Below are 14,086 nucleotides of genomic sequence, written 5' to 3' on the forward strand. Positions count from 1 at the left end.
CCGCGCGGCAGGATCAGGCAATCGACCGGCAGCTTTCGACTAGCGCCTGTCATTGCCCAAACCTATGCTGCGTCGGTCAGCAGAGGAAACCGCCATGCCCGCAACTCCCTTGGAACCCACCCTCGAGGCTCAGCGCCAAGAGCTGGCCGACCTGATTAGCCGCCATGCCGGCGAGCCTTATGGTCCGGCATCGGCTATCGATGACCTGTACCTGGTCCGCTACCGCGAAAGCGTGCGCTCGATGCCGGCCCTGGCGCAGCCGGCCTTGTGCGTCCTGGCCCAGGGCAGCAAGACCTTGTTCCTGGGCGATGAGCGCTACGCCTATGATCCGCTGCATTACATGGTGGTGTCGGTGACCTTGCCGATCAGCGGCGCGCTGCTCGAAGCCAGCCCCGAGAACCCGAGCCTGGGCTTTCGCATGGACATCGATCCGGCGCAGATCAGCCAGTTGATCGCCGAAAGCAGCCCGATGATGGTACCCAACCTGCCGTCCGGGCGGGGCCTGTATGTGGAAAGGACCGATCCGCAGCTGCTTGACGCCTTGCTGCGCCTGCTCCGATTGCTCGATTCTCCACGGGACATCCCGGTGCTGGCGCCGCTGATTCGCCGCGAAATTCTCTACCGGTTGCTGCGCGGCCCGCAGGGCCATCGCCTGTATGAAATCGCCCTGGCCAACAGCCAGACCCACCGCGTCTGCCAAGCCATCACCTGGCTCAACCGCCACTACCAGCAGCCGCTGCGCATCGAAGACCTGGCGCGGGAAGTGAACCTCAGCACCTCGACCTTGCACCACAGGTTCAAGGCGGTGACTTCAATGAGTCCCTTGCAGTATCAGAAGCAGCTGCGCCTGCAGGAAGCCCGTCGTCTGATGCTCAATGATGGGCTGGAAGCCGCCGTGGCGGGCTATCGGGTAGGGTATGAAAGCCCCTCGCAGTTCAGCCGTGAATACAGCCGATTGTATGGGGCGCCGCCGATTCGGGACGTGGCGCGGCTGCGGGCCAACGCCAGTTGAGGCAAGGCCGCTTCCAGCAAGGCCTGCCTAAGGAGACCCAGTGGAAGCGGCTTTACCCGCGAACATGACCTCAGGGCAGGTGTTCGCCCTCAGCCTGCCACCGCAGCTTGCCACTGCGTCTGGTCGACCTGGATCAAGGTCGGTCCCTTGCGCTCGACCGCTTTGTGCAGCGCCGCCTGCAACTGCGCGACATCGCCCACATTGCATGCCGCCGCGCCCAGCGCCTGGGCCACGCCGATGAAGTCCGGGGTATGGATGTCCACACCCACCGGCTCAATGGCTCGGTTGACCATGTACTTCTTGATTTCCTCGTACCCCTGGTTGTTCCAGAGCAGTACGATCAACGGCACCTGGGCCTCCACCGCGCTGGCGAGCTCCGGCAGGGTGAACTGCAGGCCACCATCGCCGATCAGGCAAACCGCGGGCGAACGGTCCGCTGCGTCTTCGGCGCTGCCGAGCCAGGCGCCCATGGCGGCCGGCAAGGCGTAGCCCAGGGTGCCGTAGCCGGTCGAGGCGTTGAACCAGCGCCGTGGTTGGGACATGTCCAGCGTGAGGTTGCCGGTGTACACCGGTTGGGTCGAGTCGCCCACCAGGATTGCCGTAGGCAGGGCCTCGAGGATGCCGGTGAGTAGACGGGTCTGGCTCAGGGTCGGCTGGTCCCAGGTGCTGGCCAGGTCCTTGCGCAGGCGCGCGGCACGGGCACTGCCCCAGGTTGCGTCCAGCGCCGGTCGAGGCAGCGCTTGCAAGGCAGCCAGCAGCGCCTCGGCGGCTTGTTCGGCGTCAGCGACGAGTGCCAGCTCCGGCAGGTAGTTACGCACGGTCTGGTCAGGATCGATGTCGATGCGCAGCAAGCTGCCCGGGATTTCGAAACCGCCCTTGAAGGTAACGTCATAGTCGGTTTCGGCCAGCTCGGTGCCGATCGCCAGCACCACATCAGCCTCCGCCACCAACGCGCGCGTCGCGACCAGCGATTGGGTCGAGCCGATCTGCAATGGATGGCTGGCCGGCAACAGGCCCTTGGCGTTGATGGTCAGGGCCACCGGTGCCTGCAGGTGCTCGGCAAGCGCCGCCAGTGCAGGACCTGTCGCCAGCGCACCGCCACCGGCGAGGATCAGCGGACGCTGGGCCTTGGCCAGGCGCTCGGCCATCAGCGCCACAGTCCGGGGCGCTGCCCCCGCACGAGCGGTGCGTACAGGCCGCGCCGGCAACAGGTGGTCGGCGGGCTCGACCAGCACATCCAGGGGGATCTCGATATGCACAGGCCGAGGACGTGCGCCCTCGAACACCGCGAAGGCGCGCGCCAGCACTTGCGGCAGGTCGTCAGCGCTCATCAGGGTGTGGGAAAACGCCGCCACGCCGGCAACCAACGCACCTTGGTTGGGCAGTTCATGCAGCTTGCCGCGACCACCGCCAAGCTGGTCCCGGGACTGCACGCTGGAAATCACCAGCATCGGAATCGAGTCGGCGTAGGCCTGGCCCATGGCGGTGGTGATGTTGGTCATGCCCGGGCCGGTGATGATGAAGCAGACCCCGGGCTTGCCGCGGGTACGGGCATAGCCGTCGGCCATGAACCCAGCGCCCTGTTCATGACGAGGGGTGATGTGGCGGATGGAGGAACCCGCGAGGCCCCGGTAGAGCTCCACGGTATGCACGCCTGGAATCCCGAAGACATGGTCCACGCCATAGCCTTCGAGGAGATTGACCAATACTTCGCCGCAGGTTGCCATCGGATTCACCCTGGTTCTTGTTGAAAATCTGTGTTTATGGAACCAAGGCGCAGCTATCGCCACAATGCAAAAAAACACATACTAGCCATGTCTCAGGATCATGGCTCACGTCGATGAAACGCCTCCCGCCCCTCCCCGCCCTGCACACCTTCCTGATCACCGCCCAGCACTGCAACTTCACCCGGGCAGCCCAGCAGTTGCACATCACTCAAGGTGCAGTCAGCCGGCAGATCGCCGGGCTGGAAGAGCACCTGGGCTATGCGCTGTTCCAGCGTCAGGCGCGTGGCCTGAGCCTGACCCGGGAGGGCCAGGACTGGCTGCCGCGGGTACAGCAGATTTTCGCCCTGATCGAACAGGGTGTGCGCGAGGTCGGTCGCCACAGTGCCACGCTGCAGCTCAAGGCGCCCACCTGCGTCATGCGCTGGTTGCTGCCGCGGCTGATGGAATGGCAGGCTCTGCGTCCGGACGTGCCGGTGGAGCTGACCACCACGGTGCAGCATGGCGTGGATTTCCGTCGCGAGGGCTTCGACGCCGCCGTGGTGTATGGCGAACTGCCCAACGGGGGACTGCAAGTACGCAAGCTGTTCGATGAGCAACTGACGCCGATGTGCGCGCCCTCGCTGCTCGAAGGACAGTTGCCGCTAGCGCGGCTCGAAGACCTGTCCCGTCACATGCTGCTGCATCCGTCACGGGACGAGCACGACTGGCGCCTATGGCTGCAGGCTGCAGGCGCCAGTATCGAGCTCAATGGGCCGCGCCAGCATTTCGAGACGCTGGACATGGCGATGGCCATGGCGTCCCAGGGTACGGGAGTCGCGATCGGCGATTGGGCATTGGTCGGCGATGACCTGCGCAGTGGCAGGCTGTGCATGCCGTTCGGGCTGAAGGTGCTCACGGGCAAAGGCTATTACCTGGTCAGCCCTGCCCGGAGCCTGCCGCCGGGGTTGGTCGAATTGCTGGACTGGCTCCAGGCACAGGCCAGACCAGACGACTCAGTACCCCACCGTGAAACGCGCTCGTGAATGGGCCGGTGTCTCCAGTTCGTCGATCATTGCGATAGCGTAGTCGGCGAAGGTGATCCAGCTCCGGCCATCGGCACCGATCAGCAACTGATCCTGGCCCAGACGGTAGTGCCCGCTGCGCGCACCTTCGACGAATTCCGCCGAGGGCGAGAGGAAGGTCCAATCCAAGCCCGACGTCTGACGCAATGCGTCGAGAAAACGTACGCCGGCGCTGGCTTCGGCTTTGTAGGCCTCGGGGAAGTCCGGGCTGTCGATGACCCGTTGCCCGGAGGGTAGCAGCAGGCTGCCGGCACCGCCCACCACCAGCAAGCGGGCCACGCCTGCACGTTTGACCGGTTCGATGATCGCCTGGGGCTCGATCGTCGCGAAATGCGCCGCGCTCAGCACGGCGTCCGTCCCGGTAACGGCGGCCTGCAGGGCTGCACTGTCCTTAGCGTCCAGCGACTTGGTGGTAACGCCTTCACGCCCGTCCAGCTTCGACGGGTCACGGGCGATGGCCACGACCTGATGGCCGCGGCGCAGGGCCTCTTCCAGCAACTGGCTGCCGGCACGACCGGTGGCACCGATGATTGCGATCTTGCTCATGGGAAACACTCCATCAGTTGAAAAGAATTACCACTGCATTTCGCCCTTGGCGACCTTGGCGCTGAGCTCCAGCGAACTGGTGTCGCCCAGCTTTGGATACCGCTGTCCCATCGCCTTGATCAGCGCATCGGCATTGGCGGCCTTGGCGGCTTCGGCGTCGAAGGCGCGGATGTAACCGGCGGTGAAACGTACTGCGTCCAGCGAGCGGCTGCTCTGCCCGAGGTAGTGGCCAGGGATCACCGTGCGCGGAGCGAGCCGCTCGATGCGCTCGAGGGTGGCGAGCCAATCGGCATGGGACTGGGCGGTCTGGGTGTCGGCCATCCAGACATGAATGTGCTCGGCCACGACCACGCCACCGACCACAGCCTTGATCGAGGGAATCCACACGAAACTACGGTCTGGCTGTGGCCCATCGAGACCGACGACTTCCAGCGTCTGCCCTTCCAGCGCCAGGCGATCCCCCACCAGCACCTGCGGCACGACCAGTTTCGCGGGCCTGTCGCTGCCCATTTGCGGGCCCCAGTAGTCCAGCTTGGCGTCCATGGTCTTGCGGATATGCTCCACGGTGGCGGCCGAGGCGACCACTCGAGCCTGGGGAAACGCACGCGTCAGGGTGTCCAGCCCAAAGTAATAGTCCGGATCGCCATGGCTGACATAAATGGTGGTCAATCGCTTGCCACCAGCCTTGAGGCGCTGGACCAGTTGCTCGGCCTGGGCCTTGCCGAACTGGGCGTCAACCAGGATGGCATCATGCTTGCCACTGACGATCACCGAGCTGACCGGGAAGATCGCATCATGGCCTGGGTTGTACACCTCGAGCTGAAGGGGTTCGGCGGCCAAAGCCTGGCCGGCCAGGGCGAGGCTGGCCAGTACCAGACTGCGCAGGGTGGAGATGAGCGACATCGGACATTCCTGTGAACGGGAGAGTGAGCAACAGCATAGTTGCTCGATCCATCACAAAAAATGCGATGCTCAGACATAGTTTGTTTCTAAAATCGGACAAATCAATGGACCGTCTAAACGCCATGCGCGTCTTCGTCACCGTGGTCGACCTGGGCAGCCAGTCAGCCGCGGCAGACCATCTGCAACTCTCTCGGCCTGTGGTGTCGCGCTATCTGGCGGAACTGGAGGACTGGGTCGGCGCGCGTCTGATGCAGCGCACCACACGCAAGCTCAGCCTCACCGCCGCTGGCCAGGAAACCCTGCCGCGCTGTCGCCAGTTGCTGGAGCTGGCCGGTGATCTGCAGGCCGCTGTACGCCAGCCGGACGACGCGCCACGCGGCGAGCTGCGCATCAGCGTCAGCACCTCGTTTGGCCAGGCCCAGTTGGTGGATGCGGTGGCCGACTATGTGCGGCTTTACCCGGGAGTGAAGGTCGAACTGCAGATGCTCGATCGCACGGTCAACCTGGTGGACGAACGCATCGACCTGGCGATCCGCACCAGCAACGACCTGGACCCGAACCTGATCGCCCGGCGCCTGACAGTGTGTCGCTCAGTGGTATGCGCCGCGCCGGAGTACCTGGCCGAACATGGCATGCCGCAGCAGGTCGAGGAACTGAGCCAGCACAATTGCCTGACCCACGCCTACTTCGGGCATAGCCTGTGGCAGTTCGAGGTCGGGGGCCGACACGTGGCCGTGCCGGTGCAAGGCAACATCAGCGCCAACGAGGCCATGACCTTGCAGAAGGCCGCGCTGGCCGGTGCCGGCATCGCCATGCTGCCGACCTACCAGGCGGCGGGAGCGCTACGCAGTGGAGAACTGGTCCGTCTGCTGCCCGAGGCGCGCCCACGCGAGCTGAACCTGAATGCGGTGTACACCTCGCGCAAGCACATGCCGGCAACCCTGCGCAGCATGCTGGATTTTCTCGCGCAGCGGTTCACCGATGAGCCGCAGTGGGATGAAGACCTCTGACCTGCAGGCGGCTGCGCCGAGTCAGTCGCCGGTCACTCCTCGACGCTCATGTACTCCTTCGCCCAACGGATGTAATCCTCAGGTTGGGTATAGGTGTGGGAAAGCTCGGTCGCGTTGAGGTTGTCGGATTTGTTCTGCTGCCCGCGCTGAAGGCGCAGACAGTCATAGGTGGCTTTGATGGCGGCGAAGTAGGCAGCATGGCCATCGACCACGATCCGCACCCCCAGGCTCGCCAGCCGCGCATCGTCACGCAGGTTGGGGTTGCCGTAGCTCACCAGCATCAGGGGCACCGTCAGGTGCTCGGCGATCTGCTCCAGTTGATCGAAATCCTTGACGCCTACCATGCAGATACCGTCGGCACCGGCCTTCTGGTAGCTCTGGGTACGATGGATGATTTGCTCGGTCGACAGCACACCGGCGTTGGTCCGGGCGATGATCGACAGCGCCGAGTCGACCCGCGCCTCGATGGCCGCACGGATCTTGCCGACGCCCTCCTCCACTGAGATCAGGTCCGTGGATTTGCGACCGAACTGGGCCGGCAGCAGGGTGTCCTCAATGGTCAGCGCGGCGACACCGGCGCGCTCCAGCTCGATCACCGTGCGCATGACGTTGAGCGCATTGCCATAGCCATGGTCGGCGTCGGCGATCACCGGCAACTGTGCGACACGGCCAATGCGGGTGGCCTGCTCGACGAACTCGCTCAGGGTGATCAAGGCAAAGTCCGGCGCGGCCAGCACCTGCAGCGAGGCCACCGAACCACCGAGGATACCGACCTCGAAACCCAGGTCAGCGGCGATGCGGGCCGACATGGGGTCGAACACCGATGCGGTGTGATAGCACGAACCGGACGCAAGCAGTTCACGGAAGGCAAAACGCAGATCGTGGTGGGAAGCCTTGGGCATGATCACTCCGCAATAACAGGAAATTTGAACGGGCTGACTACCGACCCTTAATCGGGTCTACCTGACCTGTTCCAACCGTCGCCATCAGGGCGGTCATGCTCGACATGCAGGCAGAGGAATAGAAGGTGTGGGGTACAACAGCATGAAATCCGCACGTAAATGGCTGCACCATGCTGGTGCAAAGCCCGAATTTCAGCCGTTGCGGTCGGATCACGATATCACGCAGCCATGCGCTACTGGATGGAGGCGCCAATGCCGATCTTGCATAGGGGATGCGCATAGTACATAGGAAGCTACGTAACTCAGCTACAATGCGGCCTTGCTCCGCGCTTGGCTGAGGCGCGGCCAACATCCTCAGACAGCGACCACGACAAGGTAATTTCCGTGACTGCCGCCCTGCCCCCTACTGTCCTGCGCACAGTCCTCACCGCCCTGATGCTGGCGATTTTTCTCGGTGCGCTGGACCAGACCATCATCGCCGTGTCCATGCCAGCGATTTCCGCACAGTTCAACGATGTCGGTCTGCTGGCCTGGGTCATCTCCGGTTACATGGTAGCCATGACCATCGCCGTGCCGATCTACGGCAAGCTCGGCGACCTGTATGGCCGGCGGCGCATGATCCTCACGGGCACGGCCTTGTTCACCCTGGCTTCGGTGGCCTGCGCCCTGGCGCAGGACATGCAGCAGTTGGTACTGGCGCGGGTGGTCCAGGGGATTGGCGCAGGGGGGATGGTTTCGGTGAGCCAGGCGATCATTGGCGATTTCGTGCCGCCTCGCGAGCGCGGCCGCTACCAGGGCTATTTCAGCAGCATGTACGCCCTGGCCAGCGTCGCCGGACCGGTGCTCGGCGGCTGGCTGACCGAGTACCTGTCCTGGCGCTGGGTGTTCTGGATCAACCTGCCCCTGGGCCTGTTCGCCCTGTGGGCGATCCGCCGCGCCCTGGCCGGCATGCCGGTACAGCGCCGAGAGGCCCAGGTGGATTACCTCGGTGCGCTGCTGCTGATCCTGGGCCTGGGCAGCCTGCTGCTGGGTATCACCTTGGTCGGTCAGGGCCACGCCTGGCTATCGCCGCCGGTCCTGGCACTGCTGGGCGGTGCCCTGCTGGGCCTTGTGGTGTTCATCGGCCATGAACGGCGCTGCCCAGAGCCGCTGTTGCCGCTCAAGTTGTTCGGCAACCGCACTGCAGTGCTGTGCTGGTGCGCGATCTTCTTTGCCAGCTTCCAATCGATCTCGCTGACCATGCTGATGCCTCTGCGCTACCAGAGCATCACCGGCGCAGGCGCCGACAGCGCCGCGCTGTACCTGTTGCCGCTGGCGATGGGCCTGCCCCTGGGCGCCTTCACGGGTGGGCGCCTGACCAGCCGCACAGGTCGTTATCGCCCGCAAATCCTTATCGGTTTCTTACTGATGCCGCTGGCCATCCTCGGCATGGCCCTCACGCCACCACAATCGGCGCTGCTCGGCGCGGTGTTCATGCTGTTGACCGGGATTGCCTGCGGCTTGCAGTTCCCGACCTCCTTGGTGGGGACCCAGAGTGCGGTGGAGCACGAGGACATCGGCGTTGCCACCAGTACCACCAACCTGTTCCGCGCCCTGGGCGGCGCCATGGGGGTGGCCTGCATGTCCAGTTTGCTGTTGGCGCTGCTGCATCAGGACGGTTTCGAGGCGTTGGGCAATCCGCTGCTGGGTAGCCTGCAGGCAGGCGAACCGGACCCATTGACCCAAGCGCGCTTGTTGCAAACCTTCCGTCACTTGCTGATGACCAGTGCCGCCCTGTCGCTTCTGGGCCTGGCCGCCGCGCTGGTCATGCCCGACCGGCAACTAAGAGGACGTTGATGTCATCTGCCACACTGCATTGGGCTGCGCATAACCATTAACTCCCCCTTAATGAAAGGGGGAAACACTTCATCACAATCATTCACAAAGTGTCATTTGCGCAAGGAAGGGCTCAAGCGCAGCATATCCAACCCTGTGTCGACCCAACGCTCCACATCGCGCAGCAGGTCGAAGCTGTCCGGCAGCAACAGCCAGCGCCCGATCAGGCCATCGACATAGGCGAACAACGCAACAGCGGCACGTTGCACATCCAGATCCTCGGGCAACTGCCCACGGCGCACCGCATTGGCCATGGCCAAGGCGATGCCTTCGTGGCAGTCCAGCACAGCGCCTTGGCGCTGCTGGCGGATCTCGCACATGTCGTCGGTGAATTCACATTTGTGGTGCAGGATTTCATTGATGCGTCGGGTCCTGGCATCGAGCACCAGGTCATTGAGCACCTGCAGCAACAGGGTGCGAATGCAGCCAAGCGGGTCGAGTTCGTCCTCGCTCTCGCTGGCACGAGCCAGGTGGTCATGGGTTTCATGCAGGCTGTCCAGCAGCGCCTGCACCAGCTCGGCCTTGTTGTTGAAATGCCAATAGATCGCCCCACGGGTCACACCCGCCAGTTCAGCGATGTCGGCCAGGGTGGTTCGCGCAACCCCGCGCTTGTAGAAGGCCTTTTCCGCTGCCTCGATGATCTGGGCACGGGTTTCCTGGGCTTCCTCTTTGGTTCGACGGACCATGGCAGCTCAACCTCATCACGACCCGCAGGCTCGACCGGCGCGCGGGGTTCAGGCCGGGGTCGCCTCTTTAAGGGCGTCTCCCGGGGAGTATTCGACGGATCCGCAGCGCCCGTTCGAGGCTGACTGCGGTATTTACAAACAAGCATGAATGTAAGTATATTCGTTAGTAAGCTATTTATCCACCGGATAGCACCTTTTCTGAAAACACTTCAATTATTCTTGAGCGTCTCCCTGCTCTAGCGACCCGAGGATCCTATGCAATTCAAGCCAGCCGTCACCGCCCTGGTTTCCGCCGTCGCCCTGGCAACCCTGCTAAGTGGCTGTAAGAAAGAAGAAGCAGCGCCTGCGGCGCAGGCTCCTCTGGTCGGCGTTGTCACTCTCCAGCCTCAGGCCTATACCCTGACGTCCGAGCTACCGGGGCGTACCACCGCCTTCCGCGTCGCCGAGGTCCGCCCACAGGTCAATGGCATCATTCTCAAGCGCCTGTTCAAGGAAGGCAGTGACGTCAAGGAAGGTCAGCAGCTGTATCAGATCGACCCGGCCGTCTACGAAGCCAACCTGGCCAATGCCCAGGCCAACCTGCAAGCTACCCGCTCGCTGGCCGAGCGCTACAAGCAACTGATCGACGAGCAGGCTGTCTCCAAGCAGGAATACGACGACGCCAATGCCAAACGATTGCAGGCCGAGGCTTCGCTCAAAAGCGCCCAGATCGACCTGCGCTACACCAAGGTTCTGGCGCCGATCAGCGGTCGTGTCGGGCGCTCGTCCGTCACCGAAGGTGCCCTGGTGAGCAATGGCCAAGCCAACGCGTTGGCCACCATCCAGCAGCTCGACCCGATCTACGTCGATGTCACCCAGTCCACCGCCGAGCTGCTCAAGCTGCGACGCGACCTGGAAAGCGGCCAATTGCAGAAGGCCGGCGAGAACGCCGCCTCCGTCCAGCTGGTGCTCGAGGACGGCAGCCTGTTCAAACAGCAAGGTCGCCTGGAGTTCTCCGAAGTCGCGGTCGACGAAACCACCGGTTCCGTGACCTTGCGCGCCATCTTCCCCAACCCTGACCACACCCTGCTGCCGGGCATGTTCGTTCACGCCCGTCTGAAGGCCGGGGTCAACGCCAACGCCATCCTGGCGCCGCAACAAGGCGTGACCCGTGACCTGAAAGGCACTCCCACCGCGCTGGTGGTCAACCAGGAAAACAAGGTCGAACTGCGCCAGCTCAAGGCCAGTCGTACCCTGGGCAGCGACTGGCTGATCGAGGAAGGCCTGAACCCAGGCGACCGCCTCATCACCGAAGGGCTGCAGTTCGTGCGCCCTGGTGTCGAGGTCAAGGTCAGCGAAGCCACCAACGTCAAGAAGCCAGGCAGCCCAGACCAGGCCAGCACTGCGAAAGTAGACGCCAAAGCGGAGTAAACCATGTCGAAGTTCTTTATCGATCGCCCGATCTTCGCCTGGGTGATCGCCTTGGTCATCATGCTGGTCGGCGCGCTCTCCATCCTGAAGCTGCCGATCAACCAGTATCCGAGCATCGCACCGCCGGCCATCGCGATCGCCGTGACCTATCCGGGCGCCTCGGCGCAAACGGTGCAGGACACCGTGGTACAGGTCATCGAGCAGCAGCTCAACGGTATCGACAACCTGCGTTATGTCTCCTCGGAGAGCAACTCCGACGGCAGCATGACCATCACCGCCACCTTCGAGCAGGGCACCAACCCTGATACCGCGCAGGTCCAGGTGCAGAACAAGCTGAACCTGGCTACCCCGTTGCTGCCGCAGGAAGTGCAGCAGCAAGGTATCCGCGTCACCAAGGCAGTGAAGAACTTCCTGCTGGTGATCGGCCTGGTGTCCGAAGACGGCAGCATGACCAAGGACGACCTGTCCAACTACATCGTCTCCAACATGCAGGATCCGATCTCGCGGACTGCCGGCGTGGGTGACTTCCAGGTGTTCGGTGCCCAGTACGCCATGCGTATCTGGCTCGATCCGGCCAAGCTGAACAAGTTCCAGCTGACCCCGGTCGACGTGCGCAACGCGGTCAGCGCGCAGAACGTGCAGGTATCCTCCGGTCAGCTCGGCGGCCTGCCGGCCATGCCCGGTACCCAGCTCAACGCCACCATCATCGGCAAGACCCGCCTGCAGACCGCCGAGCAGTTCGAAAAGATCCTGCTCAAGGTCAACAGCGACGGCTCCCAGGTGCGCCTGAGCGATGTCGCCAAGGTCGGCCTGGGCGGTGAGAACTACGCCATCAGCGCCCAGTACAACGGTTTCCCGGCCTCGGGCCTGGCGATCAAGCTGGCCACCGGCGCCAACGCCCTGGATACCGCCAAGGCGCTGCGCAAGACCATCAGCGACCTGGAGCCGTTCTTCCCGCCGGGCGTGAAGGCCGTGTTCCCTTACGACACCACTCCGGTGGTCACTGAATCCATCAGCGGCGTGATCCACACGCTGATCGAGGCGGTGGTCCTGGTGTTCCTGGTGATGTACCTGTTCCTGCAGAACTTCCGCGCCACCATCATCACCACCATGACCGTACCGGTGGTGTTGCTGGGTACCTTCGGCATCCTTGCCGCCGCGGGCTTTAGCATCAACACCCTGACCATGTTCGCCATGGTCCTGGCCATCGGCTTGCTGGTGGACGATGCCATCGTCGTGGTGGAGAACGTCGAGCGGGTCATGTCCGAAGAGGGCTTGCCGCCCAAGGAGGCCACCAAGCGCTCCATGGAACAGATCCAGGGTGCCCTGGTGGGTATCGCCCTGGTGCTGTCGGCGGTACTGCTGCCGATGGCTTTCTTCGGCGGCTCCACCGGTGTGATCTACCGTCAGTTCTCCATCACCATCGTTTCGGCCATGGGCCTGTCGGTGCTGGTGGCGCTGATCTTCACCCCGGCACTGTGCGCCACCATGCTCAAACCCCTGAAAAAGGGCGAGCATCATGTGGCCAAGCGCGGCTTCTTCGGCTGGTTCAACCGCAACTTCGACCGCAGCGTGCAAGGCTATGAGCGCAGCGTCGGCGGCATCCTGCGCAACAAGTTCCCGTTCCTGTTGGCCTACGCCCTGATCGTGGTCGGCATGGTCTGGCTGTTCATGCGCATTCCCACCGCGTTCCTGCCCGAGGAAGACCAAGGCGTGCTGTTCGCCCAGGTCCAGACCCCGGCCGGCTCCAGTGCCCAACGTACCCAGGTGGTCGTCGACCAGATGCGCGAGTACCTGCTCAAGGACGAAGCTGACACCGTCTCCTCGGTCTTCACCGTGAACGGCTTCAACTTCGCTGGCCGCGGCCAGAGCTCGGGCATGGCCTTCATCATGCTCAAACCATGGGACGAACGCTCGGCGGAAAACAGCGTGTTCAACCTCGCGGCCCGCGCCCAGCAGCACTTCTTCAGCTTCCGTGACGCCATGGTGTTCGCCTTCGCGCCACCTGCGGTACTCGAACTGGGTAACGCCACCGGCTTCGACGTATTCCTCCAGGACCGTGCCGGTGTCGGCCACGCGAAACTGATGGAAGCACGCAACCAGTTCCTGGCCAAGGCCGCCCAGAGCAAGGTGCTCACCGCGGTGCGTCCGAACGGCCTGAACGACGAGCCGCAGTACCAGCTGATCATCGATGACGAACGTGCCAGCGCCTTGGGCGTGACCATCGCCGACATCAACGCCACCCTGTCGATTGCCCTGGGCGGCAACTACGTCAACGACTTCATCGACCGCGGTCGGGTCAAGAAGGTGTACATCCAAGGCGAACCAAGCGCCCGGATGAGCCCGGAAGACCTGCAGAAGTGGTACGTGCGCAATGGTGCGGGCGAGATGGTGCCGTTCTCCTCCTTCGCCAAAGGCGAATGGAGCTATGGCTCGCCGAAGCTATCGCGCTACAACGGTGTGGAAGCGGTCGAAATCCTCGGTGCCCCGGCACCGGGCTACAGTACCGGCGAAGCCATGGCCGAGGTCGAGCGCATCGCGGGCGAACTGCCAGCGGGCATCGGCTATTCCTGGACCGGCATGTCCTACGAGGAGAAACTCTCCGGCTCGCAGATGCCGGCGCTGTTCGCCCTCTCGGTCCTGTTCGTGTTCCTGTGCCTGGCAGCGCTGTACGAAAGCTGGTCGATTCCGATCGCCGTCGTGCTGGTCGTACCGCTGGGTATCATCGGTGCGCTGATCGCCGCCAGCCTGCGCGGGTTGTCCAACGACGTGTACTTCCTGGTCGGCCTGCTGACCACTATCGGCCTGGCGGCGAAGAACGCGATCCTGATCGTCGAATTCGCCAAGGAACTGCACGAGCAGGGCCGCAGCCTGTATGACGCGGCCATCGAGGCCTGCCGCATGCGTCTGCGCCCAATCATCATGACCTCGCTGGCGTTCATCCTCGGCGTGGT

The 14,086-nt window shown here is 63.6% G+C and carries 11 protein-coding genes; 6 read left to right on the plus strand and 5 right to left on the minus strand.

The window, feature by feature from the left end:
- The first annotated feature begins 94 nt into the window (after window positions 1-94).
- On the plus strand, window positions 95-1,012 hold the full coding sequence (locus tag HMPREF3173_RS19980) for an AraC family transcriptional regulator (protein ID WP_070575991.1): 918 nt from the start codon (window positions 95-97) through the stop codon (window positions 1,010-1,012).
- Between the two features lie 89 nt (window positions 1,013-1,101).
- On the opposite strand, the gene HMPREF3173_RS19985 is transcribed toward HMPREF3173_RS19980, so the two are convergent.
- Complete coding sequence (locus tag HMPREF3173_RS19985; RefSeq protein ID WP_070575994.1) at window positions 1,102-2,739, minus strand: 5-guanidino-2-oxopentanoate decarboxylase; 1,638 nt, start codon at window positions 2,737-2,739, stop codon at window positions 1,102-1,104.
- Window positions 2,740-2,852: 113 nt separating this feature from the next.
- On the opposite strand from HMPREF3173_RS19985, the gene HMPREF3173_RS19990 reads away from it, so the two are divergent.
- Window positions 2,853-3,761 carry a LysR substrate-binding domain-containing protein gene (locus HMPREF3173_RS19990; RefSeq protein WP_070575998.1) on the plus strand — a complete coding sequence of 303 codons (909 nt, stop codon included), beginning with the start codon at window positions 2,853-2,855 and terminating at the stop codon, window positions 3,759-3,761.
- On the opposite strand, the gene HMPREF3173_RS19995 is transcribed toward HMPREF3173_RS19990, so the two are convergent.
- Together HMPREF3173_RS19995 and HMPREF3173_RS20000 are read right to left on the minus strand one after the other, a co-directional pair.
- Window positions 3,732-4,346, minus strand: a complete 615-nt coding sequence (locus HMPREF3173_RS19995) for an NAD(P)-dependent oxidoreductase (protein WP_070576001.1) — start codon at window positions 4,344-4,346, stop codon at window positions 3,732-3,734. The two genes, HMPREF3173_RS19990 and HMPREF3173_RS19995, sit on opposite strands and share 30 nt — an antisense overlap.
- A gap of 27 nt (window positions 4,347-4,373) precedes the next feature.
- Window positions 4,374-5,249 carry an MBL fold metallo-hydrolase gene (locus HMPREF3173_RS20000; protein ID WP_070576004.1) on the minus strand — a complete coding sequence of 292 codons (876 nt, stop codon included), beginning with the start codon at window positions 5,247-5,249 and terminating at the stop codon, window positions 4,374-4,376.
- A 104-nt stretch (window positions 5,250-5,353) separates the two neighbouring features.
- Here HMPREF3173_RS20000 and HMPREF3173_RS20005 point away from each other — a divergent pair, with 104 nt between their 5' ends.
- Window positions 5,354-6,259: a LysR family transcriptional regulator gene (locus HMPREF3173_RS20005; RefSeq protein WP_070576007.1), complete on the plus strand. Its 906-nt coding sequence runs from the start codon at window positions 5,354-5,356 to the stop codon at window positions 6,257-6,259.
- Between the two features lie 32 nt (window positions 6,260-6,291).
- Here HMPREF3173_RS20005 and HMPREF3173_RS20010 read toward each other — a convergent pair whose 3' ends face one another.
- Entirely contained in the window at window positions 6,292-7,161 is an 870-nt protein-coding gene (locus HMPREF3173_RS20010; RefSeq protein WP_043206426.1) for an isocitrate lyase/PEP mutase family protein, read from the minus strand.
- Window positions 7,162-7,545: 384 nt separating this feature from the next.
- On the opposite strand from HMPREF3173_RS20010, the gene HMPREF3173_RS20015 reads away from it, so the two are divergent.
- On the plus strand, window positions 7,546-8,997 hold the full coding sequence (locus tag HMPREF3173_RS20015; protein ID WP_070576010.1) for an MDR family MFS transporter: 1,452 nt from the start codon (window positions 7,546-7,548) through the stop codon (window positions 8,995-8,997).
- Between the two features lie 92 nt (window positions 8,998-9,089).
- On the opposite strand, the gene HMPREF3173_RS20020 is transcribed toward HMPREF3173_RS20015, so the two are convergent.
- Complete coding sequence (locus HMPREF3173_RS20020) at window positions 9,090-9,722, minus strand: TetR family transcriptional regulator (RefSeq protein WP_043206425.1); 633 nt, start codon at window positions 9,720-9,722, stop codon at window positions 9,090-9,092.
- 255 nt (window positions 9,723-9,977) lie between these two features.
- Here HMPREF3173_RS20020 and ttgA point away from each other — a divergent pair, with 255 nt between their 5' ends.
- Window positions 9,978-11,132 carry a toluene efflux RND transporter periplasmic adaptor subunit TtgA gene (gene ttgA / locus HMPREF3173_RS20025; RefSeq protein ID WP_070576014.1) on the plus strand — a complete coding sequence of 385 codons (1,155 nt, stop codon included), beginning with the start codon at window positions 9,978-9,980 and terminating at the stop codon, window positions 11,130-11,132.
- 3 nt (window positions 11,133-11,135) lie between these two features.
- Window positions 11,136-14,086, plus strand: a 2,951-nt coding sequence (locus HMPREF3173_RS20030; protein ID WP_256544539.1) for an efflux RND transporter permease subunit, incomplete at its 3' end; no start/stop codon positions are given.

The organism is Pseudomonas sp. HMSC08G10, assembly GCF_001808425.1.
Taxonomy (GTDB): Bacteria; Pseudomonadota; Gammaproteobacteria; order Pseudomonadales; family Pseudomonadaceae; genus Aquipseudomonas; species Aquipseudomonas guariconensis.

What these genes read in the sequence shown, in the direction of transcription:
- HMPREF3173_RS20000 (WP_070576004.1), bottom strand. Translation starts at nt 5,249, where the DNA reads ATGTCGCTCATCTCCACCCTGCGCAGTCTGGTACTGGCCAGCCTCGCC.
- HMPREF3173_RS19990 (WP_070575998.1), top strand. Translation starts at nt 2,853, where the DNA reads ATGAAACGCCTCCCGCCCCTCCCCGCCCTGCACACCTTCCTGATCACC.
- HMPREF3173_RS19985 (WP_070575994.1), bottom strand. Translation starts at nt 2,739, where the DNA reads ATGGCAACCTGCGGCGAAGTATTGGTCAATCTCCTCGAAGGCTATGGC.
- HMPREF3173_RS20020 (WP_043206425.1), bottom strand. Translation starts at nt 9,722, where the DNA reads ATGGTCCGTCGAACCAAAGAGGAAGCCCAGGAAACCCGTGCCCAGATC.
- HMPREF3173_RS19980 (WP_070575991.1), top strand. Translation starts at nt 95, where the DNA reads ATGCCCGCAACTCCCTTGGAACCCACCCTCGAGGCTCAGCGCCAAGAG.
- HMPREF3173_RS20010 (WP_043206426.1), bottom strand. Translation starts at nt 7,161, where the DNA reads ATGCCCAAGGCTTCCCACCACGATCTGCGTTTTGCCTTCCGTGAACTG.
- ttgA (WP_070576014.1), top strand. Translation starts at nt 9,978, where the DNA reads ATGCAATTCAAGCCAGCCGTCACCGCCCTGGTTTCCGCCGTCGCCCTG.
- HMPREF3173_RS19995 (WP_070576001.1), bottom strand. Translation starts at nt 4,346, where the DNA reads ATGAGCAAGATCGCAATCATCGGTGCCACCGGTCGTGCCGGCAGCCAG.
- HMPREF3173_RS20005 (WP_070576007.1), top strand. Translation starts at nt 5,354, where the DNA reads ATGGACCGTCTAAACGCCATGCGCGTCTTCGTCACCGTGGTCGACCTG.